General features: G+C 55.6%; 22 protein-coding genes, 1 tRNA gene and 1 riboswitch. Of the genes, 12 read left to right on the top strand and 11 right to left on the bottom strand.

Annotated elements, in window-relative coordinates; genetic code table 11:
* The first annotated feature begins 215 nt into the window (after window positions 1-215).
* The 3 genes from KOE80_RS16240 (at window position 216) to KOE80_RS16230 (ending at window position 2171) form a co-directional block, all read left to right on the top strand.
* A complete protein-coding gene (locus KOE80_RS16240) occupies window positions 216-650 on the top strand; it encodes a hypothetical protein (protein WP_226349511.1) in 435 nt (144 codons plus the stop codon).
* Window positions 651-775: 125 nt separating this feature from the next.
* A complete protein-coding gene (locus KOE80_RS16235) occupies window positions 776-1510 on the top strand; it encodes a 2OG-Fe(II) oxygenase (protein WP_009462634.1) in 735 nt (244 codons plus the stop codon).
* Between the two features lie 4 nt (window positions 1511-1514).
* Window positions 1515-2171, top strand: a complete 657-nt coding sequence (locus KOE80_RS16230) for a LysE family translocator (protein ID WP_009462636.1) — start codon at window positions 1515-1517, stop codon at window positions 2169-2171.
* 217 nt (window positions 2172-2388) lie between these two features.
* On the opposite strand, the gene KOE80_RS16225 is transcribed toward KOE80_RS16230, so the two are convergent.
* The 4 genes from KOE80_RS16225 to KOE80_RS16210 all read right to left on the bottom strand — a co-directional run bounded on the left by KOE80_RS16225 (window position 2389) and on the right by KOE80_RS16210 (window position 7495).
* Complete coding sequence (locus KOE80_RS16225; protein WP_009462638.1) at window positions 2389-2511, bottom strand: putative transporter small subunit; 123 nt, start codon at window positions 2509-2511, stop codon at window positions 2389-2391.
* Window positions 2512-2544: 33 nt separating this feature from the next.
* Window positions 2545-4248 (bottom strand): sodium:solute symporter family protein, encoded by a 1704-nt coding sequence (locus KOE80_RS16220; protein ID WP_035269247.1) that lies wholly within the window; start codon window positions 4246-4248, stop codon window positions 2545-2547.
* 527 nt (window positions 4249-4775) lie between these two features.
* On the bottom strand, window positions 4776-5573 hold the full coding sequence (locus KOE80_RS16215) for a winged helix-turn-helix domain-containing protein (RefSeq protein WP_137430795.1): 798 nt from the start codon (window positions 5571-5573) through the stop codon (window positions 4776-4778).
* Window positions 5574-6619: 1046 nt separating this feature from the next.
* Window positions 6620-7495 carry an ATP adenylyltransferase family protein gene (locus KOE80_RS16210; protein ID WP_226349510.1) on the bottom strand — a complete coding sequence of 292 codons (876 nt, stop codon included), beginning with the start codon at window positions 7493-7495 and terminating at the stop codon, window positions 6620-6622.
* 117 nt (window positions 7496-7612) lie between these two features.
* Here KOE80_RS16210 and KOE80_RS16205 point away from each other — a divergent pair, with 117 nt between their 5' ends.
* The 4 genes from KOE80_RS16205 (at window position 7613) to KOE80_RS16190 (ending at window position 9810) form a co-directional block, all read left to right on the top strand.
* On the top strand, window positions 7613-7990 hold the full coding sequence (locus KOE80_RS16205; protein ID WP_009462650.1) for a RidA family protein: 378 nt from the start codon (window positions 7613-7615) through the stop codon (window positions 7988-7990).
* A 92-nt stretch (window positions 7991-8082) separates the two neighbouring features.
* Entirely contained in the window at window positions 8083-8580 is a 498-nt protein-coding gene (locus KOE80_RS16200) for a RidA family protein (protein WP_115635281.1), read from the top strand.
* 145 nt (window positions 8581-8725) lie between these two features.
* A complete protein-coding gene (locus KOE80_RS16195; RefSeq protein WP_009462654.1) occupies window positions 8726-9076 on the top strand; it encodes a CidA/LrgA family protein in 351 nt (116 codons plus the stop codon).
* The gene (locus KOE80_RS16190; RefSeq protein ID WP_021447054.1) at window positions 9076-9810 is read left to right on the top strand and encodes an LrgB family protein; all 735 of its coding nucleotides are present in this window, start codon (window positions 9076-9078) and stop codon (window positions 9808-9810) included. The genes KOE80_RS16195 and KOE80_RS16190 overlap by 1 nt, the downstream gene beginning before the upstream one ends.
* Window positions 9811-9830: 20 nt before the next feature.
* Here the strand turns inward: KOE80_RS16190 and KOE80_RS16185 are convergent, their stop codons facing one another.
* The 4 genes from KOE80_RS16185 to metX all read right to left on the bottom strand — a co-directional run bounded on the left by KOE80_RS16185 (window position 9831) and on the right by metX (window position 13574).
* Window positions 9831-10448: a trimeric intracellular cation channel family protein gene (locus KOE80_RS16185; protein WP_009462658.1), complete on the bottom strand. Its 618-nt coding sequence runs from the start codon at window positions 10446-10448 to the stop codon at window positions 9831-9833.
* A gap of 8 nt (window positions 10449-10456) precedes the next feature.
* A complete protein-coding gene (locus tag KOE80_RS16180; RefSeq protein WP_080655531.1) occupies window positions 10457-11686 on the bottom strand; it encodes a muropeptide transporter in 1230 nt (409 codons plus the stop codon).
* 17 nt (window positions 11687-11703) lie between these two features.
* Entirely contained in the window at window positions 11704-12333 is a 630-nt protein-coding gene (gene metW, locus KOE80_RS16175) for a methionine biosynthesis protein MetW (protein WP_009462662.1), read from the bottom strand.
* A complete protein-coding gene (metX, locus tag KOE80_RS16170; RefSeq protein WP_035269235.1) occupies window positions 12330-13574 on the bottom strand; it encodes a homoserine O-succinyltransferase MetX in 1245 nt (414 codons plus the stop codon). The genes metW and metX overlap by 4 nt, the downstream gene beginning before the upstream one ends.
* A riboswitch (SAM riboswitch) is annotated at window positions 13564-13642 on the bottom strand. Its footprint overlaps the gene before it by 11 nt.
* Before the next feature lie 203 nt (window positions 13643-13845).
* On the opposite strand from metX, the gene KOE80_RS20380 reads away from it, so the two are divergent.
* Entirely contained in the window at window positions 13846-14121 is a 276-nt protein-coding gene (locus KOE80_RS20380; RefSeq protein ID WP_009462666.1) for a response regulator transcription factor, read from the top strand.
* On the opposite strand, the gene KOE80_RS16160 is transcribed toward KOE80_RS20380, so the two are convergent.
* Window positions 14051-14581 carry a hypothetical protein gene (locus KOE80_RS16160; protein WP_009462668.1) on the bottom strand — a complete coding sequence of 177 codons (531 nt, stop codon included), beginning with the start codon at window positions 14579-14581 and terminating at the stop codon, window positions 14051-14053. The genes KOE80_RS20380 and KOE80_RS16160 overlap by 71 nt on opposite strands.
* Window positions 14582-14775: 194 nt before the next feature.
* On the opposite strand from KOE80_RS16160, the gene gshA reads away from it, so the two are divergent.
* Entirely contained in the window at window positions 14776-16359 is a 1584-nt protein-coding gene (gene gshA / locus KOE80_RS16155) for a glutamate--cysteine ligase (RefSeq protein WP_226349509.1), read from the top strand.
* 180 nt (window positions 16360-16539) lie between these two features.
* Here the strand turns inward: gshA and KOE80_RS20480 are convergent, their stop codons facing one another.
* Complete coding sequence (locus KOE80_RS20480; RefSeq protein WP_083054285.1) at window positions 16540-17604, bottom strand: bifunctional transcriptional activator/DNA repair enzyme AdaA; 1065 nt, start codon at window positions 17602-17604, stop codon at window positions 16540-16542.
* Between the two features lie 194 nt (window positions 17605-17798).
* Here KOE80_RS20480 and KOE80_RS16140 point away from each other — a divergent pair, with 194 nt between their 5' ends.
* Window positions 17799-19853 carry a TonB-dependent receptor domain-containing protein gene (locus KOE80_RS16140; protein ID WP_115635283.1) on the top strand — a complete coding sequence of 685 codons (2055 nt, stop codon included), beginning with the start codon at window positions 17799-17801 and terminating at the stop codon, window positions 19851-19853.
* Window positions 19850-20626: a class I SAM-dependent methyltransferase gene (locus tag KOE80_RS16135; RefSeq protein ID WP_137430799.1), complete on the top strand. Its 777-nt coding sequence runs from the start codon at window positions 19850-19852 to the stop codon at window positions 20624-20626. Before KOE80_RS16140 ends, KOE80_RS16135 begins: the two co-directional genes overlap by 4 nt.
* Before the next feature lie 400 nt (window positions 20627-21026).
* On the opposite strand, the gene KOE80_RS16130 is transcribed toward KOE80_RS16135, so the two are convergent.
* Window positions 21027-21101: transfer RNA gene (locus tag KOE80_RS16130), tRNA-Arg, on the bottom strand.
* Window positions 21102-21344: 243 nt separating this feature from the next.
* Between KOE80_RS16130 and KOE80_RS16125 the strand changes: the two genes are divergently transcribed.
* Complete coding sequence (locus tag KOE80_RS16125; protein WP_203145166.1) at window positions 21345-22238, top strand: c-type cytochrome; 894 nt, start codon at window positions 21345-21347, stop codon at window positions 22236-22238.
* The last annotated feature ends 110 nt before the right edge of the window (window positions 22239-22348 follow it).

The following is a 22348-nucleotide window of genomic DNA, read 5'->3' as shown; positions in this document are numbered from 1 at the left end:
CTACAGGTAATAAAATGCAAGATAAATTATATTTGACTAGCAATAGCCTTACCTGCATAGCGGAAATCCTGGAGTGTTATCAATCCGAAAATGAGCGTTATGCTGTCAGGCTGGATAAAACCTTATTTCATCCCCAAGGCGGGGGTCAGCCTTGCGACAAAGGCACGATAAATGGGCACGAGGTCCTGCATGTGGCTCAAAACCGCGACGGTCACGTGCTGCACTACCTGCATGTGCGCCTGCCGCTGGGGCCCGTAGAACTACATATTGCTCGCGCTCACCGACTGGAGCACGCCCGCCTGCATACGGCCGGCCACCTTATCGGCCATCTGGTTGAACGCATAGGCTGGCAGGCCGTAAAGGCGCATCACTGGCGGGGCGAGTCACGGGTGGTCTTTCGCAACCCCAAGGATGCTCTGCCCCCCTTCCTGGATGATTTGTCCAATCGTTGTGCTGAACAGATTCAATTGGCTCAGCCAATTTCCATCAGTTTTCAGGAAGGGCGCCGCGAGGTTGCGATTGGTAGCCTGGGGTGCTACCCCTGCGGCGGCACACATGTTGAAAACACATCCGAATTAAATGGACTGAAAATAATCCGTATAAAAAACAAAAAAGATGAATTGAGCATTCATTATGAAATGATGAATTAATAAATAATAAAAATCATGGCAGTTTATTAGCTCTGGCTATTATCGGAAAAGAAAAACAATTCTTTTAGAACCCCCAAGGGAAGTGAGATATGTATTTAGAGACCGAACGATTGCGGACTGAGCATATGCAGTCCCTGCTAAATGGCGAACTCCTGGCTATCCGCCTCTCCGGCTTCATTGATGCGCCCACCTCACAAAAGCTGGGCGAGCAAATCATAGACAAAGGCTTTGATCGCTATGTGAACGCTCCGAGCATCGGCCGCATTGGCATGGCTTTTTACGAAGCCGAAAACCAGCCCGAACGCATGGCCTCCTATTTCGAGGGGGTTTTTGACAATATCGACGAACTGCGCCGCCGCTGCGCCCCCTACCTGTCCCCGATTGACGTGCTGCGTTGCACGCTGGATGAAGTCTGGCCTGCCGGAGCCACACTGGAGACCTTGTACGGAAAGAAAATGTATGTGGGTTTGTCGCGCGTGGTGCAACCCGATGTGCGCTTTCTGGCGCATCACGACATTTTGGCCAAGGACGCCCCCGGTAATTACCAGGCCATCAGTCTACAAGGCCAGTTGGCCGCCAATGTCTATTTGAAAATGCCCGAACAAGGAGGTGAACTGCAAATCTGGCAAACCGAACTGAGCCCGGATGAATTTGATGAAATGCGTGGCGACAGCTATGGCATCCATCCTGATTTGTTGGGCACCCCCGAAGTACAGATACGCCCCGGTCCGGGCGATCTGATTATTTTCAATTCTCGCAAAATGCATGCCGTCACCCCCGGCAAGGGCGATTTGCGCCTGAGCCTGTCTTGCTTTGTGGGATATCGCGGTCCGGCCATGCCGCTGACCTTCTGGAGTTAATGTGTTGCAAACCTATTGGCCAGAGTTCGCTACTCTGGCTTTGATTCATTTTTTGGCCGTTATTGCCCCTGGACCAGATTTTGCTGTCACCATCCGCCAAAGTGTGCGGCTAGGCCGCCAGGCCGGTATTGCCACTGCCATTGGTATTGGCGCCGGAATCTCCGTGCATGTGATCTATACCTTGATGGGCGTGGGTGCCCTGTTGCACTCAACCCCCTGGCTGATGAGTGTGGCCGAGGTATTGGGAGGTGCCTACCTTCTCTATATAGGTTGGGGATTTTTACGCCAGGCCAGTACACCGATGGAAGTGAGCCTGGCCGAGTCCGACAATGGCAAACCCGCTGCTGTCAGCGTGCGCCAGTCCTTGACGCTGGGCTTCATGACCAATGCCACCAACCCTAAGGCTACGCTGTTCTTTCTGGCCGTGTTTACTACCGTGGTCAGCGCCAGCACGCCTTTGACGACCCAGATGCTCTACGGCGTCTGGATGTGCCTGGTTAATGCGGGCTGGTTTATTGTGGTCAGCCTGATCTTTACCAATCCTCGCGTACGTCAGCGATTCCTGCGTATGGGGACTTGGTTTGAGCGCGTGACAGGGGTTCTACTGCTGGGGTTTTCGCTGCGCCTGCTGATCCATGCCGGTCAGCGCATCCTGCTTTAAGCCCGCCAACAAGCCATGGAGCCCAAGGCTACGAGTGATAAGGTCTGCGCAGCAGAACCATCAGACGCTAAACAGCACACAGGTTTGACTTCATGCCTGTACTCACCATCTTGGCCTGAGCACCGTCTGGCACCTATGCGGCGCTTTGGTCTTGGCTTGGGCTCTGCACACCATAAAAAAATCCCCGCCCTGAACACAGGGCGGGGATTTTTACTCCTTAGACCATGGACTCACCCGTCTTGCGGGCGTTGCGCCAGTCACGGACCAGGTTACCGACCAGCAGAACCAGAATGATGGCTGACATGACTGGCCAGACCAGAAAGTAAATCGTCATAAGCATAGTGTTCTCCTTTTAACGTCTTGTCTCATACCCTCAAGCACGAGCCGAGGCTGGCTCACCTTGTTTCGACTCCCGAACTTTCTGCTTGCTCGGTGCAGGTGTGTCATCGTAGTGAAACGACTGCACACGCTCGGCAAGCACAGAGAAATCAAAACGTTCCTGACTACGCAAGCTGATGGCCACACACACCACAGCGCTAACGCCATAGGCGGTCAGGGAACCCATCAAAACAAGGTACTCACGCAAAAAGCCAATGAAGTTGGGCAAAAGAATCGCAGTGGCAATCACCCCCACCGCAATCGCAATACGGCTGCGGAAGAAGGCAAAAGCCATCAAACCGGCAACCACACCGCCACCAATCGAAGCAGTAATCTCATAGAACACGGCTACCGCACCTTCGATAGGAATCAACTCAAAACGCACGATCGTAAACAGCACGACGGCACACAAAACCGACCAGCTAAAGGCTTTGTTGGTAACACGATCCCAGTAAAAGCTGACAATGACCGGGAACACAATCGCGCCCCACAGCGCACCCACAAACACCAGCATGACCAGAATATCCAGCTTCAGGCTGGCGAAGATCACACCCACCATCGTGGCAACCACCATGGTGATACGGCCCCACCACAACATGCGGGCTGGTTTTGGACGACCACGAGCAATGTTTTTGGCGTAGATGTCGGTCATCACGATAGCCGACAATGCAGCCAGGTCCGAGTCCGCCGTGGAGGACAAGGAGCCCACCACCAGGATGAAGAACAAGGCAATGCCAAATGGCGGCAAGTAGGTGGACGCCATCTGCGGGATGATGTTGTTCATGTTTCCATCCACAGGCTGCAAGCCGGTGAACAGAGCCAGCAAACCCAACATGCCCAGACCAATCACCACAGCACCATAGCCAATGGTGGCCGTCAGGAAAGTGGGTTTGATCAGGTCCTCGCGTACGGCGAACAGGCGCTGGGCAATGGTTTGGTTACCAATCGCGTACGCCAGCACCGCTACAAAGTACGGCGCCCCCTGCTCCAGAATTGCCTTGGTGGAATAGAAGTTGGCTTGCTCGGAATCCAGACGCCACCAGTTGGCCTGCACCATCTCCGGGCCACCGGCGTTAAAGAAGATCAGCGGGATAATGACCACGGCCGACAAAATCATGGCAACCAGTTGGGCAAAGTCCGTCATCACCGAGGCGCGGAACCCCGACCACAGGGTATAGGACAAGACGCCCAGACCCGCAATCAGCACACCTTGAATAAATGTCAGAGGGCTAAGGATCGAGACCAACGCACCTGCCGCGGTGAAGTTCACCATCAGGCTGATACCACTGCCTACCACGTTGGAAATCGCCATAATCATCTGGCTGGACGAGCCGTGCCGTGCATGCAGCACCTCGGCCAGGGTGTGCGCCTGCGGGGCCAACTGGCGAAAACGTCGCCCGAAGGGGTAGATGAACAAGATCATCAAGGCTCCCCATAGCCCGTAATGCAGAGGGCCGGATAGCCCGTACTTGAAGCCCGAGGTCGCGCTGGCATAAAACGACGCCGCCCATACCCAGGTGGCAATCATGCTGGCCGCCGACAGGCCAAACCCCACCGCACTGTTGGATACCATGTATCCGTCCACGTTTTCTTTCTTTTGACCAATCATGAGCGACATCAGGAACGTCGCGCCATAAAAGCCGACCAATAACAATATGGCCGTCGTGGTTGAAAGCGTAAAAAACTCCGCCTCTTGCATGTCTTTCCTTTTCTCTTCTGCGCGAGAGCCACTTGCACCACCTGGCTCACTCGCATGCATGCCGATTCCGCATTAACGCGCTGGGCGACACCCATCCCAGGACCAGAACCGAAACACTTGAACCGAACGCGCGCACAAACGCCCCCGCCCTTGGCGCAAGCCAAAGCGAGAAAAAAGCAAGACACAGCGCAAAGTGCCTCACATTGCGGCGAGTCTGCGGGCCTTACAGCAAATAAACATGGCCAGAGACAAGCCGCTCTGTTGCAGGCCGATGTCGTGTGAGACAGTCGGCTGGTTGTTCCGCGACCCAAGGGCCGGGCAAGGTGTTTCGGGCTAAAGCCGGGTTGTTGTGCAACAACCTGTTGAAGAACGAGCCGCCATTTTGTTATGCAATTTTGTCGCACCTGAACGGCCTGTTCGAGAAGCTGATTCAATGAACCAGAGCGATCAATTATACATATTTAAAATTTAAGGGTCTATATCATGCTGTTTCAGCATCGAGAAAGGGCGTTCCAGCCCTTTACTAATCATTCGTAGACCTCATCATTGCTAAGGCTCACGCGTGTCAGCTCCTGACATGCAGCGGGTACTTTGCCCACAAAAGCGTAGCCTTCCCCGCGCACCGAACGAATGGGCAGCTCCTCTCCCATCGCGGTTAATTTACGTTTCAAGCGACTGATCAAAACGTCCACAGAACGGGCAGTTGCCTCCCGCCCCTCTTCCAGCGGAAAAAGGCGATCGCGTTCTACGGTTTCTGGACAGACGGAAAACAGAACCTGAACAATCCGACGCTCACCGCGGGTCAACATGACAGAATGGCCTTTAGGCGTCATCATGGTCCAGCCGTTTTCGGTCAAATCCCATAACTGGGACTGCGGTTTCACATCCTGTTTTCGCATGAAGGTGATGGCTGGAGGCAAACCGTCTTGCGCACCGCGCAGACTCTGTTGCAAGGCAAAACCACGACGACGCAAGGCTTGTACGCAGGCCACCACCTCTACCGGCAAGGCATCTTGATCGAAGCAGGCATCAGCTCCCACCAGCAGCAGATGACCCCGTTCCAGACCAGCCATTTTGTCGCGCCGCACAACAATCACCCCCGCAGCCGGAAAATCCATACGCAAGCGATTAATGTGCAGGAAAACGTTGTCAGCATGACACAGCAAGGCCAATACCATTTCGCCTGCGGCGATGTGCGCCAGCGACAAGCATTTCTCCATGGTTTCAACTGTCTGAACTCTCACCCCCCACTGCTCCGACTCCAAAACGATCTGCCGCAAACTGGCATTGTCGTCATGCAACAGGAAAGTCTGTTCAACCGTCATAGTCCTCATCCTTGCAGGCCCTCTAAGGCACCTGTATTTCTTCTAACCTTGGACCTGCCTTAACAGACGCTGAGCAGCATCAGGCATGGATAGGTAAAGCATTCCCTGTTTCAGGGACTCATCAATTCGGGCAACCTGGGCTATCCGATCTTCCATGCCTAAAATCCGCGAGGCTCCCACATTAGCAAAGCCAACGTCAGCCAGTCTATGCGTGGCCAATAAATTAATTTGAAAGTTCGCTAAACACTGGCGCTGATAGGCTCAAACTGCCCTTAGCCGTGAAATCATTGATTTGACAACCACAAAGACCACTTCCCCTCCTCAACAGACCTTGACGACAAACCTAAATCCCCATTCATGGAAACCTCAATTAAATTCTCTCCATTATTCTATAATTTGATGTTTTCTATTCCCATCGAGACCCATTACGCCCTTCCAAAACAAAAAATATAAAATAAATTCCCTATTTTAATTTTGTTTTAAATTTCAGTACCATTTCACTATCAACGAACGAAACAGCTAACAGGCACACCACCGTGCGCATAAATGTATCGCCCCACAAGCAGGGCAGATAGTATTCACTCAGCACAAAACCCAGCTACAAAGACCAACACCGTGCCAGCCCCTGCTGCGCGCCCAAGGCAAAACCAATACGTAATAAAACCAGCAAATTCTGGAGCAATAAGAAAAACATGAGCTTCAGACGAAACATACTTAAGCAATTCACCTCTTGAGACACAAAAATTTACTTTCACTCAAGCTGATGTAATTCTAATAATTAAAACCGCGCATACATTAACACTCTGCGTCTCAAACACGCTATATTTCTATTTAGTCCCACAACAAAAGTTACATTATTTCAGTTCATTTCTTTTTAAACCCATTAAACGCCGCCTCAAATCGCAAAAATGCGAAAAGGAGGACTCATTACATTCAAATATTTGTCTTTTGTTTCAGATTAGTAAATGAAGCATCCAAACAATACACAAACACACAAATAAAAACCCCGCCGTAGCGGGGTTCATCATGTCCAGCAGACTCAAGGGTCAGGCACGGCGGGCATAGCCTGCACGAGCCAACACACCCAGTGGGCCAATTTGGCGGACCAGATCTATTTGCTCGGGGGTGCGCACATAAATGCAGCCTGCATACGACAGTGCATTGACCGAAATACCGTCAACTAACTCCACGCTGCGGGGCACCACCAGCATCCACCCCTGGCCTGCCAACATATTATGTGGCGGCAGCAAGCCATCTTCTGCCGGTTCCAATCCCAACTCATTGCAGGCAGTTCGGTACGAACTCAAAAGACTGGCTGCCAAGGCTTCCGGCTCCTGCGCATCCTGCAAACGCACAAAACAGTGTTCAAAAGCCAGCGCGGGATGTTGATGCGCACTGCCTGCCGCAGCCTGGGTGGGGAGCTTGTCCAGATACAGGGCCAGCGAGCCGTTGCTAGCCGCCTGTGGAATCCATTGTGTATGTTTATGACGCTGACTGGCCCCAGCCGGGCCACCGCCGTTATAAAAGCCCAGACCGCCTTGCACGGCCAGGAAATCCGCCAGAATTCGGAAATCAATCTCGCGCAGCGGGCTGAGCTGTTCGGAAAACACCTTGTCGGCCAGCACCAGATGCAGATCACAGACGGCAAACTTGTTCAGCACGATATTGTGCGTACTACTGGCGTCATCCACTGTCAGTGCCGGGGCAGGTGGCAAAAAGGGATTGAAGTTGGGGTCACGTGGCCCACCTGGAATCGAGACGCTGGCGGCATCCTTGGCCGCCAGAGTGGATACCCAACGCACAAAAAATGTCAGCCCCTGATCGTGCATCAGCTCTTTCTGAGCTTGCACGGGCAACAAATCACCGCTGGCCAGCGCGGCCTGGCTTAGTTGGTCCAGGCGTTGCAAAATTTCCTTGCTCACGTCGTCTCGCTCCTCATTTGAAGTTGTATAGTGACGCCTTATTGTAGGCAAGAGACGCGAATAAACGCGCATTGCTGCCTAGTCCGAATTTTCCACCATCCCTATCAGGAGTATTCCATGTCCGGTATCCGCCGTATTGCCAGCCCACTGCCACTGCCCTTCTCGCGTGCCACCATGGCTGGCGGCTTTCTGTTCTTGTCCGGCCAGATTCCTTACGACGCCCAAGGTGAAGTGGTACGCGGTTCCATCCAGGACCAGACCCACGCTGTATTTGATCGCCTGATCGAAGGCCTGGCTCTGGCTGACGCCACTCTGGCCGATGTAGTCAAAGCCACTGTCTGGTTGTCCGACATGGCCTTGTTTGCCGACTTCAACAAAGTCTACGCCGAGCGCTTTGGCGACACCCTGCCTACCCGCTCACTGGTTGAAGCCAAGCTGGCCAAAAACGTAGACGTAGAAATCGAAGTGCAGGCCTGGCTGGGCGATCGCGCCTAAGCAGCCTTAAGGCCGACGGGCCGTCACACAAATTAACGCTGCCTGGCCCTGGCTATGGCACACTGAATTCCCCTAGTCCAAGGAGAATCCTGATGCGTTTTTTTGCTTCGGCCCGTCACATTTTGCTGGCTTGTTCTGCCTTAGGTCTTGGCGCCAGCAACCTCGCCTATGCCGCCAACACGGGCAAAACCGCAGAACCGACTGCGATCAAACGCTATCTGGGCGACTCGGACATGCCTTTTTCCCGCGCCGTGCAGGCCGGGGACTTTCTATTCCTGTCGGGACAAATCCCGCTGAATGAAAAAGGCGAAATCATACGCGGCAGCATTGAAGATCAAACCAATGCCACGCTGGACCGGATTGAAGAGACCCTGAAGCTGGCAGGTGCCGACTTCAGCCATGTCGTCAAAGCCACGGTCTATTTATCCGATATTGCCTTGTACGAGCAATTCAACAAAATCTATAAAGAACGCCTGGGCAGCAACTTCCCGGCCCGCTCTCTGGTACAAGCCAAACTGGCGGGTGGTGTGGATGTGGAAATCGAGGTTCAGGCCTGGATGGGTGCGCAAAACAGCCCCGCCAAGCATTGATGCAGGCCACTTACTATAGGTAATTCGATATAAGCAGCCCGCTTACAGCCTGGCTATCTTGTATGGCACACTAACACCCTTAGCCAGACCCTTTACCCACGCCAGGCTTGCCGCCTGGCGTTTTCGTGCCTTTACGGAAACTCTCATGATCTACGCGATTACTGCCCTTTTCGCCTTTCAGCTATTAGGCGAGATCCTGGTGCAGACCTTGTCCTTGCCATTGCCAGGCCCTTTGGCCGGCATGCTGCTTCTGACTGCCGCCTTGCTGATTCGAGGCGGCGTGCCCAGCTCTTTGGAGAGCACGGCCAGTGTCATGCTGCAGAACCTGATGCTGCTGTTCATCCCCGCTGTCACTGGCGTGATGTTGTATTTTGATCGGGTGGCCGAGGAATGGCAGCCCTTTTTGATCGCCACCCTGGGTGGCACCGTCATCACCATGGTGGTCACAGCCCTGGTGCTCAATCGTCTGCTTAAGAATCGTCAGGAAGAAGAATAATGACGGACGGACTTTTTCAAATCTGGGTCTTTTTATCCAGCTCGCCCCTGCTGTGGCTGACCTTGACCTGCTCGGTCTACGCAGGCTCGGTCTGGATGTACCGCCAGTCGGGCAGTAGCCCCTTTTTGTTGCCGATTCTGGTCTCGGTCGTTGTGATTGTGGCCCTGCTCTTGCTGACCCGCACGCCTTACCCCGTTTACTTTGAAGGGGCCAAGTTCATTCACTTCCTGATTGGACCGGCAACCGTCGCCCTGGCTGTACCGCTCTACAGTCAACTGCGTCAGCTGCGCAAGATCTGGAAGCCGCTGACCATTGCCCTGATCATTGGCTCGGTTACCGCTATTTTCAGCACGGTCCTGATTGCCTGGGCTTTGGGCGGATCAATTGAAACCATCATGTCGGTTGCCCCACGCTCGGCCACCATGCCGATTGCCATGGCCTTGGCAGAACAATTTGACGGTCAGCCTTCCTTGGCTGCTGTGGCGGTTGCCATTACCGGGATTGCGGGCACGATCATGGCGCGCCCGCTGTTGAACTTGCTGCGTATTGATCGCCCGGAGGCTCGGGGCTTTGCGGTGGGTGTAACGGCACATGCCATTGGTACGGCACGTGCCTTGCAGGTTCACGAAACGATTGGGGCATTTTCCGCCATTGGCCTGAGCCTGAACGGGATCATGACCGCCGTGCTGGTTCCTTTTGTTCCTATAGTCCTGCGCTGGTTAGGCGTGGCCTGACCCGGCAAGACAGGCTGGCTCTAGCGCCACTCGTCTCGATAGACGAAGCGGGGCATCTGCCAATTGCGGTGCAGAGCCAGCATACGGAAACTCAAGCCGATAATCATGGGACCCAGCAGGGTCACATACGGGTGCCAGTCCAGATGCTGGGCACCCAGATACAAAGCGCCGGTCAGCATGGATACGCTGGCATACATCTCCTTGCGTAGCAGCAAGGGGATGTCATTACACAAGATGTCGCGCAAGACGCCACCGGCACAACCGGTAATCATGCCGCTTAGCAGCACCACCGTAATGGGCAGCTTCATTTCCAGCGCGATCTGACAGCCAATCACGGTAAAGACCACCAGTCCCATGGCATCGAGCAGCAGGAACAGGCTGTGCAAACGCCGCATGATCGGAGCGATCAAAGCCGTAAGAATGGCCGCCCCTGCCGTGATCCAGAGGTACTCAGGATGCTGAACCCAGGTCAGCGGGTAATGCCCTAAAAGCACGTCCCGCACCGAGCCACCGCCCAGAGCGGTGACACAGGCGATGGTACAGACCCCCACCCAATCCATGTCACGACGGCCCGCGGCCAGCGCTGCGGTCATGGCCTCTGCGGTGATGGCGATAATGTAGAGAACAAGTAAGAGCATGATATTTTTTACGCATCAAGCTGTTGAATAAGACCCCGATAACAACGCAGCATCAGCAAGCCAGGCACAGCAATAAAGACGGTACAAATAAAAAAGCCTGGCCAACCCAGGGATTCGACCAGCACAGGCGTCAGAGGCCCGGCCAGATAGGTACGCCCCACTGCCGACAGGGCCGACAGCAGCGCAAATTGAGTGGCGGAATAGGTCCGATTACACAAAGCCATCAGCAAAGCAACAAAAGCCGCTGTGCCCAGGCCACCACACAGGTTTTCCAATCCGACCACAATCCCCATCAGCCACATGGATGGCGCGGTTTCAATCGCGATCAGCCAATAGCCCAGGTTGGAGACGGCCTGCAAGATACCAAAAATCATCAAGGCCCGGTATAGCCCCAGACGGGCCATGATCGCCCCACCCATCAAGGCTCCGACCACGGTAGCAGCCAAGCCAAACACCTTGTTGATGGTGCCGACCTCGGACAAGGTAAAGCCGGCTGCACGAATCAGAAAAGTGGTGGACAAGGCACCTGCAAAAGCATCACCCAGCTTGTAGAGCACAATCAGCGCCAGAACGCTCCAGGCACCTGGACGCGAGAAGAAATCTGCCAAAGGCGCGATCACAGCTTCTGACAAACTGCGCGGTGGACGGCTTTGTTCCTGTGGGTCGGGTGAAATCAGGGTCACCAGCGCGCACAGCGCCATGAAGGCACCCATCAGAAAATACGTGTTGGACCAGCCCAGCCAGCGGTCCGCCAGAATCAGGGCCAGGCCGCCGGACACAATCATGGCAATGCGATAGCCCATGACTTTGACCGCCGCCCCCGCCGCTCGCTCATGTGCTTGCAGCACGTCCGTGCAATAAGCATCGAAGGCTATGTCCTGCGTGGCCGACAAGAAGGCCACCCACACGGCCAACAAGGCCAGTGCGGTCAAATTCACCGAGGGAGAAAACAGGCCCATGGCCGCAATGGAGGCGGCCAGCAGCAGTTGAGTGACCAGGATCCAGCCGCGCCTGCGCCCCATGAACGGCGGCGCATAGCGATCAATCAGGGGAGCCCAGAGAAACTTCAGCGTGTAGGCCGAGCCGACCAGGGTCAGAAAACCAATCTCGGTCAGTGAAACATTTTCAACTGTTGCCCAGGCCTGCAAGGTGCCTGAAACCAGGGCCAGAGGCAGGCCGCTGGCAAACCCCAGAATCAGCAAAGGCAAGACTCGGGGACTGGTATAGACACGTGACACGTCAGGCCTTATTAGCGCTAAGCAGCAAGAAAATGGGGGGACTCGAAACGATACATGGCCAGGGTACTGCGCCAGCCCGGCAAGAAACGCACCGTGTCGCGACCATTGAAGGCAGCACGATCAAGAATACGTACGCCCACCGCCTGGGCCAGATCCTGAAAGTCTTTCATGGTGCACAAATGGATGTTGGGCGTGTTGTACCACTGGTAAGGCATTTCGCCCGTGACTGGCATGCGCCCGCGCAAAATGCTCCAGCCATGCGGCCAATAACCGAAGTTAGGAAACGAGACGATACCATACCGCGCCACCCGCGCCATCTCGCGCAGGATGTGCTCGGTATGGTGCATGGATTGCAGTGTCTTGGACAGGACAACGGTATCGAACTGCTGGTCGCTGAACAGCGCCAGGCCTTTTTCCAAGTCCTGCTGAATGACATTGACGCCACGGCGTACCGAAGCAATCACAAACTGGTCGTTCAGCTCCACCCCCGTTCCGACAACCTGGCGCGTGTCACGCAGATGCGCCAACAAGGTGCCATCGTTACAGCCCAGATCCAGCACACGCGAACCTGGCTCAATCCACTGCGCAATGCGCAGCAAGTCCGGTCTTAACATGGCGGCATCCACCTGAGTTTGCGGCTTAGTCATTCTGCCAGCACCCCTGTAGTACGGGTGCGCGCAGGCAAGCCCAAATTAGCGGCAATCTGGTCATAGTATCCCTGCACAACGGCATGATAACGAGGGTCCTCAAGCAGGAAAGCATCGTGTCCGTGCGGAGCATCAATTTCGGCGTAAGTGACCTCACGCTGGTTGCGCAACAAAGCCTGCACGATTTCGCGCGAGCGCTCGGGCGAGAAACGCCAATCCGTGGTGAAAGACACCAGCAGGAATTTGGCCTGCACCTTTTCAAGCGCCTTGACCAGGTCCCCCTGGTGCTGGCGCGAAGGATCAAAGTAATCCAGCGCACGGGTGATGATCAGATAGGTATTGGCGTCAAAGTAACGCGAGAACTTCTCGCCCTGATAACGCAGATAGGACTCGACCTCGAATTCCACGCCGTAGTTGTAGTGGTACTCACCGCCCTGGGCTGGGGCACGCTGGTTGCGGCCAAACTTCTCGGCCATGACGGTGTCGGACAGGTAGGTGATGTGGCCTACCATGCGAGCAACACCCAGGCCAGCCTTGGGCACCACCCCATGTTCGTAGTAATTACCACCGTGAAACTGCGGGTCGGACAAAATGGCGCTGCGGGCCACTTCGTTAAAAGCGATGTTCTGGGCCGACAGGCGCGGGGTACTGGCAATGACCACGCAATTTTCCACGCGCTCCGGGCAGCTGATGGCCCAGCTCAGGGCCTGCATGCCACCCAGGGAGCCACCCATAACGGCCGCAAACTTGCGAATGCCAAAGTAGTCGGCCAGACGGGCTTGGGCACGCACCCAGTCTTCTACCGTCAAAACGGGAAACTCGGAGCCCCAAGGTTTGCCAGTGGCCGGATTGATGCTGGACGGGCCGGTAGAGCCAAAGCAGGAGCCGATATTGTTGACCCCGATGACAAAAAAACGATCCGTATCAACGGCTTTGCCGGGGCCGACCATATTGTCCCACCAGCCAGTGCTTTTAGGATCGTCGTCGTAATAACCGGCAACGTGATGCGAGGCATTGAGTGCATGACACACCAATACCGCATTGTTGCGTTCTTCGTTCAGGGTACCGTAGGTTTCGACCGCCAGCTCGTAGCTGGGCAGCACTTGCCCGCTGCGCAGATGCAGGGGTTCGTCAAAGGCAATTAGTTCGGCATGTACAGGGCCCACAGAACCTTCGGGGATCAAACCGCAGGATGGGCTAAGGGCGCCAGTGTCGGCGCTAGGGACGGAATCAGTGGCCATCAGGACCTCTTTAGCTGGATTTATGGAGCGCCCGCAAGCGGATCAGGCAAATCGGCGCAAAACGTATAAGACAAAATTCTAGCATCGCTGCGGCGCGGCGTCCAAATCGACCAGCCAGGATCGATTCAGAACTCTGGGCAACGGTAACGTCATAGAAAAGACAATGCTTTGATTTACATCATTATTTTCATGCACATTTGTCTGCCGGCTAAGCTAAATTTGAGTACATTGGCCCGACGTCTACCACGAATGCATGAGGAATGGCTTTACCGTGACGCACTTAACTTCACGCGAGCAGTCCTGCCTGAACTGGGCTGCCCATGGCAAGACCAGCTGGGAAATCAGCATCATCCTGGGCATTACTGAACGCACGATCAACTTCCACTTCCAGAACGCCTACGCCAAGCTTGGAGTCTATAGCCGCCAAGCTGCCATTACCCTGGCCTTGCAGCAGCACCTGATCAGCGGCGACCCGGCTAGCGAGCTAAGCCGTCAAAGAAAACCTTTGCCTGAGCCGCGTCCGGGGCCTTCCCGGAATCCGTCATAACAAAGCCCTGCACCAGCCAGCCCGGCTCCATGCGTATCATCGCTTCCAGGCGCAAGGCCACACCGCCCACATCGCGCGTCATGAAGAAAATCTGTCCGGGTGGTGGCAACTGTATCTGGTTTTTCTCGCTGACTTGCCCATCGGGTATGAATTTCTCGCGCAGGGAATCGTGCAGTGCCTCGTACAAGCGTTGGCGAGCGGCCTGGTCCTGCTGCAGTTCCTTGGGCAAAATCACATGGCCCACGGTGTAGCTTTGCCCGCCCGCCGTGGCGGTAGTCAGGTAAAAATCCAGTTGATGCTGCTCGAAATCCAACAGTCGGTGACTGGTCGTGGGCTTGCCGGGCAGCATGGCCGACAGGCCCGTTTGTTCAAGCTGAACCTTGCGCCAGTTAAACTCTGGGCTGCAGGCTGCCAACATCAAGAAAGCCGCCAGTACCGCGGTAATGCGCCTGATCATCATGGTGCTAATCCCATATCCCGTTTCATGCTTTTCATCGGCTGGCTAAACAGCCGTCTTATACTCGCCCTGCCCGATACGCCTTTTGGCGCAACTTAACAAAGCAAGTCTGGTCGGACTACTATTTATAGACGGGGCCAGGCCCCCTTGAACAGTCCCGTATCTTGCACCCGATTTCGAAAGTGGGAAACACCACCATGAACACCAGCCACGAACGCCGCCTTGCCCTGCAACAGAATCCCGAGATTTTGACGGGAATCTTGCGCGGCATCGAAAAAGAAGGACTGCGCGTCGATGCGCTGGGCCAATTGGCAAACACCCCCCACCCGCAAGCCATTGGGTCGGCCCTGACCAACGGCCATATCACGACCGACTACGCCGAGGCCCTGCTGGAGCTGATTACCGAGCCGCAAGCCCGGGTCGAGGACGTGCTGCAGGAGCTGACCGACATCCACACCTTTGTGGCCGGCAAGCTGGACCAGGAGATTATCTGGAACCAGTCCATGCCCGCATTGCTGCCCGCCGAAAAAGACATTGCCATTGCCTGGTACGGCAAGTCCAACACGGGCATGCTCAAGCATGTATACCGCCGTGGCCTGGCCGAACGTTATGGCAAGCCCATGCAATGCATAGCCGGCGTGCATTACAACTTTTCCCTGCCTGATGGCATCTGGCCCTTGTTGAATGTCTGTGGCGACAATCTGCAAGATCAGCGCTCCAATGGGTATTTGGCGTTGATCCGCAACTTCACGCGCTATTCCTGGCTACTGATGTACTTGTTTGGTGCCTCGCCCGTGCTGGATGCGAACTTCCTGCAAGGTCGCCGCAACAATCTGGACAAGATCGACGAGGACACCTTGACCATGCCCTGGGCAACCAGCTTGCGCATGAGCGATCTGGGCTATCACAACAAGGAAGCCCAGGCCGAGCTCCAGCTTTGCTACAACGACCTGGACACCTTTGTGATGCGCATGTATCACGCTGCCGTAACTCCTTGGCCGGATTACGAAAAACTGGGTACCCACCGCGATGGCGAGTGGATTCAGCTCAACACCCATATTCTGCAGATTGAAAACGAGTACTACTCCAGCATTCGTCCCAAGCGCACCACCCAGCGCAGCGAGCGCCCGGCTACAGCCCTGGCCCAGCGCGGTGTGGAATACATCGAAGTTCGTTGTCTGGATATAGACCCTGAATCGCCTACTGGAATTTCCGAGCAAACCTGCCGCTTCCTGGATACGTTCCTGCTGTTCTGTGCCGTGCAAGACAGCCCCTTCTTCCCGGACGGCGGCTACTGTCAGGACAGCAAGAACAATTTTGCAACCGTCGTGCGCGAAGGCCGTCGCCCCGGCTTGATGCTGACCAATCAGCAAAAAGAGAGCGTCAGCCTGCAAGACTGGGGCCACGAAATTCTGGAATCGCTGCTGCCTTACGCGCAAATGCTGGATCAGGCCCTGGATACCCAAGGTCACACCGAAGCCGTGCAAGCCCAAATCCGCAAGCTGGAGAATCCGGAGCTGACTCCGTCGGCTCAACTGCTGAGCCGTTTGCGCGAAACCGGTTTGAGCTTTCACGACTACGCCTTGCAACGCAGCCGCGAGCATCACCAGACCTTGCTGGCCCATCCATTACCTGCCGACAAGCAAGCCGCTTTCGAGCAACAGGCCAAAGAGTCTCTGCAAGCCCAGATTGATATCGAAGCACAGGATCAGGAGTCCTTTGAGGACTACGTCCATCGCTACGAACGCAATCTGATTCCGCCTGAACTGGAAAACAGCTAACGTAGCTTAAGCAACCCGCTGTTCTGAGCCTCCCCAAACATCTGGATAAAATCCGGATTTTTGGGGCTTGTTCATTGGGCCTTTGTTATTTATGGATCCTGGCTTGGCATCCTGTACCAACACACAAGAACAGCCTGTTTGATCTGAACACCCCATTCCTGCCTCTGCTCTGTTGGGCTGTTACTGCTTTACTCTCTTGAGTTCCCGCTCAATCTCGATCAAACGCTGTTTACGCCACAGTCCGCCCCCATAGCCGGTCAAGGAACCATCAGCGCCGATCACACGATGGCACGGAATCATCAAGGCAATCTGATTCGCCCCATTCGCCCGCGCCACCGCACGCACAGCACTTGGCCGCCCTATCTGGCGAGCAATATCGGAATAGCTGCGTGTTTCTCCAGCCGGGATGCTTTGCAATATGCGCCAGACCTCTTGCGTAAAGGCACTGCCACTGGTCAAAGCCAGGGGCGTCTTAAAGCAATCCGATCGTGCGGCAAAATAATCCGCCAACTCGGCAGCCGCCTGCTCTGAAGGCGGCATCACGCCAATACCAATGCCATCCTTGATCGAAGCCTGCAAACGTTTGAGTTCAACGGGCAAGCCTTTTCGATCTACGAACTCCAGCAGATGCAAATGGCTTTGGCTACTGACCACAACCATGTCTCCCAAAGGCGTGGGTATCCAGCTAGCCCGAAGCAAGCCACCCGTCCGCAAGGCAGCAGGCGCACAGCCGAGCAAGCGGGCAAAGGCAGCCCGAAACGCACTGGCAGACTCAAAGCTGGCTTGATGCTGCGCGGCAATCACATTGCCACCCGTAGCCAAAGTCTCGAAACCCTCGCGCAGACGACGCTGCCTGGCCATTTCCAGAAAGGTCATGCCAAAGTGCCGTTTGAAGCTGCGGCGCACCGTAGACAGGTCATAACCCATACGCTCCAGATGTCCTTCCGACCATCTCAGGCCCGGCTTGGCGTCCAGCTCTCGCAGCAAAGCGGTGATTGTGGGGTCTTCCAAAGCCGCAGCTTGCAGCGGATGGCATCGCTTGCAAGGTCGAAAACCGGCCTGGATGCATTCGCCAATAGTGGCATGAAAGATGCAATTTTCGGCCTTGGGCTTTCTGGCCGGACAAGTCAGACGACAAAACACCCCCGTGGAAGACACGCAGACGAAGGCTTGACCGTCATAGCGTTCATCTCGGGTCAGCAAGGCTGTGTACAGGGTCTGGAAGTCGGGAAGATCAAATAGCATGTCGGTTTTTTACTCCGAAACACCAAAACAGACAGACGATTTTCAGGCGTCTATTTCAAGATTCTCAATTTTTTGATGGGCAGGCCGCTGTGCCAGCGTGGTCAAGACCCCTGGAGCTGACATAGTTTTTTTACTAAACCAGAAAATTATTGTTATGTTATAACATCTCGAAAATTAACAAACCGGAAGATGAGATGCGTTTCCAACCCCGCCCCCTGCCACTAGCCCTGGCGCTGCTTTTGTGCGCCTCTGCCCAAGCCAATGAAATTGAAGAAGCTGTCCCTGAACTGGCCCCTATCCGAATCTCTGCCAGCCCCCTGGCCTTGCGACAAACCGAGCTGGCCACCGCCAGCACGGTCCTGCAAGGCCCCAAACTGGATTTGCGCCGCAGCAGCACCTTGGGTGAATTGCTGGACGGTGAAGTCGGCATCCATGTAGACAGCTTTGGTAGCGGTGCCAGCCGCCCCGTCATTCGCGGCCAAACTGCACCCCGCGTCAAAGTTCTGAGCGATGGCGCAGAGGTCATGGACGCGTCGGCCATCTCGCCCGACCACACCATCACGGTCGATACCTGGCAAGCGGACCGCATCGAGGTGCTGCGCGGCCCATCGGCCCTGCTTTACGGAGGCGGTGCTATTGGTGGCGTGGTCAACGTGCTGGATCGCAAAATCCCCACAGCCATCCCCGAAAAAGGTTTTGAAGGCTCGGTACGTGCCCAGGGCTCCACGGCTGATCGTGGCAGAATCGGCGCAGTCGAGATGACAGCCGGCGAAGGCAATATCGCCTTGCACGTAGAAGGTGCCTCGCACCGTAGCCGCGACTATCGCGTCCCCAACTGGACCGATGGACGCGTCAAGGACTCCGACTCCAGCACGGACACAGGCAGCGTTGGCCTCTCCTTTATTGGGGACCGTGGCTATATAGGCGCGGCCTACTCCTACCGTGAAGGCAGCTACGGTCTGCCCGGTCACAGCCACGAATACGAGGACTGCCACCCGCACGGTGCCACTCTGCATTGCGGCGGCCACAGTCACGATCACGGCCATGACCACGATCATGGCCACAGCCACGAACATGATCACGAACACTCGGCCACCGCTCACCTGCGTACTCAGCGTTTCGATATCCGTGGCGAACTGCGTGACCCTCTGCCCGGCTTCAAACGGGCTCGCCTGCGCGCTGGTGCGACCAACTACCAGCACGTTGAAAAAGATGGCGATATTGATGGCACCCGCTTCACCAATCGCGGTTACGACACGCGCCTGGAGCTGGAACACAACCCTTGGGGGCCGTTTGAAGGGGTCATCGGCCTGCAAACCAGCCAGTCTGATTTTGCGTCCCGCGACGGTGCTGAAAACTTCATTCCGCCCACCCGTACTCGCAGCCAGGGCCTGTTCCTTCTGGAAAGCGTGAACTGGGACGACTGGCGTCTGGAACTGGGCGCACGTCAGGAATGGCAAACCGTCACGCCCGACTCGCAAACGCTGGAACGCCGCAAAGGCACGGCGACCTCCTTCTCTTTAGGTACGGTCTGGGACTTCGCACCCGAATACGCCGCCAGCCTGTCCGTGTCCCGCTCTCAGCGTCTGCCCACGGCTCAGGAACTGTTTGCCAAAGGCGTGCACTTTGCCACGCTGAGCTATGAGCGTGGCGATCCGAACCTGGATCGTGAGACCAGCCATACGGTGGACCTGGGGCTACAAAAACACCTGGGCGATCTGCGCTTTGATCTACGTACCTTCTACACCCGTAGCTCGAACTACATTTATGGCCGCAGCCTGGACCGTCACGAAGACTTTCAGCTGATCCAATACAGCCAGGACAAGGCTCAATTCTGGGGCCTGGAAGCAGAAGCCTCTTACCCCGTCACATCCTGGGCCTCGGTCAGCGTGTACGGCGATCTGGTGCGCGGTAAACTGCAAGATCCTGGCCGCAACCTGCCCCGCATGCCCGCTGCCCGCCTGGGTATTCGCACGGATCTGAACTGGCAGAACTGGTCCGGCTTTGTCGGCTACACCCACACCTTTGCCCAGGACCGACTGGCTGAACATGAAGAGCGTTCGCCGTCTTACGGTTTGCTCAGCATGGGTTTAAGCTACCGCCTGCATATGGATCAGAACACCTACACCCTGTACCTGAGAGGAAATAACTTGCTGAACAAGTTGGCTTACCGCCATACCTCCTTTATTGCCCGTCAGGCCCCGCTGATGGGACGCAACATCCTGGCCGGGATACAGGTGGAATTTTGAGCAAGACCGCCATACACACGGGTAGCCGCCTCTACCAGATCGTGGCCGACATGCAGGGCGAGCGCCCTTGGGGCAACTTTCTGGATGCGGGCACCGGCAAGGGTTCGCTGCGCTGGTTGCTGACGCTGGACACAGAACGCTGGACGGCCATTACCGCCTCTCCCAGCATGGCTGAACAAGTCACCCGTGAGCTGGGCGATCAAAAACGCCCCGAGGACCGTCTGCTGGTGGGCAACTGGAGTGACCCTGAATTTTTGCAGGGCGAGCGCTTTGATACGGTTCTGGCGGACTATCTACTAGGTGCCATAGACGGCTTTGCCCCCTACACCCAGGACCAGTTGTTCAGCCGCCTGCGGCCGCTTACCGGCCAGCGTCTCTACATTATTGGTCTGGAGCCCTACGTGCCCTATAGCAGCACGGACCCGGCGGGCAAATTGATTGTGGAAATAGGCCGTTTGCGCGATGCCTGCCTGCTGCTGGCAGGCGAGCGCCCGTATCGCGAGTACCCGATGGACTGGGTCCTGCGCCACCTGCGACAGTCCGGCTATCGCTGTGTGGATGCGCAGCGCTTTGGCATTCGTTACGGCGACAGCTTTATCCACGGTCAACTGGATATGTGTGACGGGCGCTTGCGCCGTCTGAAGGACCGCAACCTGGCCATGGCCTTGTCCGAGCATGTCCAAGCCTTGCGCAAGCAAGCTCTGGCCTTGAGCCAGACCTTGGGTGGTCTGCGTCATGGCCACGACTATGTGATTTGTGCCGAAGCTATTTAAAAACCAGAAAGCTGCTCAGGAAAAAGCAAAAGGGGCTTCGGCCCCTTTTGTCTTGCATAGACTGCGATGGCAGCACATCTGGTTGTAGCGACGGCCACAAGTTCAAGACTCCAGGCACTGCCTGTCCAGACATCGCCTATACGCCTGATCGTCGTCCCGACCAAACTCCCAAGCGCAAGCTCGCCTGTCAACGCAGGCAAATACGCAATTTCGTCCCAGGCCAAATGATCAGGATCAATAATTAGCCCACTTCACCTGAGCCGCGCATGAGGCCGTGTTTTGACAAACAACAGACACAAAAAAAGCAGCCTTTGGCTGCTTGCATCGCGACACTTTATAACTGGAAATTCAAACCAGATCTTGAAAAGCAGCCCTAAAGAGCCGTATAAACAAGAAGTTCTGGCGCGTCCGACAGGAATCGAACCTGTATCGAGGGCTTCGGAAACCCTAATTCTATCCATTGAACTACGGACGCCAAGCTCGCTATTGTAGCGCGAGTTTGGAGTTTTTTTCAGCATCTATCCGGCAATTATGAGTGCGCTAAATCAAGAGTCAGATACAAGAGCGACACACTCCGCTATAATCCATGGTTGCGCGATCTGGGTCGGTGGCTTGGTAGACACGTCCTTGCGCACACCCATTAGGTAGGCGCAAGCCTTTATTGGTGGCCTTTAAAGGCCCTCCCGTCATTTCTTGTACGAACTCGCAGGATCCGATAATGAGCAACACGGAACAAAAACCCGAAGAACACAACGAGGGTCACTCAGCCATGATCAAAACCCCTAAACAATTGCTTGTGACCGTGGCTCTGGCTTTCTTGGTGCCCATCGCGATTATTGTCATGCTGGTCAGCCTGGTTACCTCCACCATGGGTGCAGGTGCTGGCTCCGCCGCCCTTTCCCCTGAAGCCATTGCAGCCCGCATTCAGCCTGTTGCCGGTTTCAAACTGGTTGACGCCAATGCCGTCAAAGAGCTGAAGACTGGTCAGCAAGTTTACGAAACCACCTGTACCGCCTGTCACGGCGCCGGTGTAGCCGGTGCGCCTAAATTTGGTGACAAGGGCGCTTGGGGCGAGCTGATCAAGCTGGGTCAGGACGAGTTGGTCAAGAACGCTATTCACGGTATCCGCGCCATGCCTGCCAAGGGTGGTAACCCTTCGCTGGATGACATCGAAGTGGCTCGTGCCGTTGCTTACATGGCTAACGCCGCTGGCGCTGACTTCAAGGAACCCGACGCTCCCGCACCAGAAGGTGAAGAAGCTGACGCCAAGCCTGAAGCCACTGCGGCTGCCGATACCAAGCCTGCTGAAGAGGCTCCTGCTGCAGAAGCTCCCAAAGCAAGCCAAACCGCTGCTGCGGATGACAACAAGGTCGACCCGGCCGGTATCAAGCTGTACGACACCATCTGTTTTGCCTGTCACGCAGCCGGTGTTGCTGGCGCGCCCAAGTTTGGCGATCAAGCGGCCTGGAAGCCATATATCGAATCCGGTATGGACACTATGGTTCAAAAAGCCATTCACGGTGTAGGCGCCATGCCTCCACGCGGTGGCTCTCAAGCCTCCGACGACGAAATCCGTGCTGCCATCCAGCACATGGTTAACGCCGCCAAGTAAGACTGCGACAAGGCTCTGGCACCGTACAGAGCCTGCGAATACAAAAAGCCCGATGAATATTCATCGGGCTTTTTTATTGCCTGAAGCGGTTTGCTGATGACTGATGCAGA

This window comes from Alcaligenes sp. 13f (assembly GCF_020496585.1).
Classification (GTDB): Bacteria; Pseudomonadota; Gammaproteobacteria; order Burkholderiales; family Burkholderiaceae_B; genus Alcaligenes; species Alcaligenes phenolicus.
Note: the sequence above shows the minus strand (reverse complement) of the source record. Positions and strands in the feature narration are given on the sequence as shown.

Coding starts and splice junctions, on each gene's coding strand:
- KOE80_RS16235 (WP_009462634.1), top strand. CDS start 776: ATGCAGTCCCTGCTAAATGGCGAACTCCTGGCTATCCGCCTCTCCGGC.
- KOE80_RS16225 (WP_009462638.1), bottom strand. CDS start 2,511: ATGCTTATGACGATTTACTTTCTGGTCTGGCCAGTCATGTCAGCCATC.
- KOE80_RS16220 (WP_035269247.1), bottom strand. CDS start 4,248: ATGCAAGAGGCGGAGTTTTTTACGCTTTCAACCACGACGGCCATATTG.
- KOE80_RS16215 (WP_137430795.1), bottom strand. CDS start 5,573: ATGACGGTTGAACAGACTTTCCTGTTGCATGACGACAATGCCAGTTTG.
- KOE80_RS16205 (WP_009462650.1), top strand. CDS start 7,613: ATGTCCGGTATCCGCCGTATTGCCAGCCCACTGCCACTGCCCTTCTCG.
- KOE80_RS16200 (WP_115635281.1), top strand. CDS start 8,083: ATGCGTTTTTTTGCTTCGGCCCGTCACATTTTGCTGGCTTGTTCTGCC.
- KOE80_RS16195 (WP_009462654.1), top strand. CDS start 8,726: ATGATCTACGCGATTACTGCCCTTTTCGCCTTTCAGCTATTAGGCGAG.
- KOE80_RS16190 (WP_021447054.1), top strand. CDS start 9,076: ATGACGGACGGACTTTTTCAAATCTGGGTCTTTTTATCCAGCTCGCCC.
- KOE80_RS16185 (WP_009462658.1), bottom strand. CDS start 10,448: ATGCTCTTACTTGTTCTCTACATTATCGCCATCACCGCAGAGGCCATG.
- metW (WP_009462662.1), bottom strand. CDS start 12,333: ATGACTAAGCCGCAAACTCAGGTGGATGCCGCCATGTTAAGACCGGAC.
- metX (WP_035269235.1), bottom strand. CDS start 13,574: ATGGCCACTGATTCCGTCCCTAGCGCCGACACTGGCGCCCTTAGCCCA.
- KOE80_RS16160 (WP_009462668.1), bottom strand. CDS start 14,581: ATGATGATCAGGCGCATTACCGCGGTACTGGCGGCTTTCTTGATGTTG.
- gshA (WP_226349509.1), top strand. CDS start 14,776: ATGAACACCAGCCACGAACGCCGCCTTGCCCTGCAACAGAATCCCGAG.
- KOE80_RS20480 (WP_083054285.1), bottom strand. CDS start 17,604: ATGCTATTTGATCTTCCCGACTTCCAGACCCTGTACACAGCCTTGCTG.
- KOE80_RS16140 (WP_115635283.1), top strand. CDS start 17,799: ATGCGTTTCCAACCCCGCCCCCTGCCACTAGCCCTGGCGCTGCTTTTG.
- KOE80_RS16125 (WP_203145166.1), top strand. CDS start 21,345: ATGAGCAACACGGAACAAAAACCCGAAGAACACAACGAGGGTCACTCA.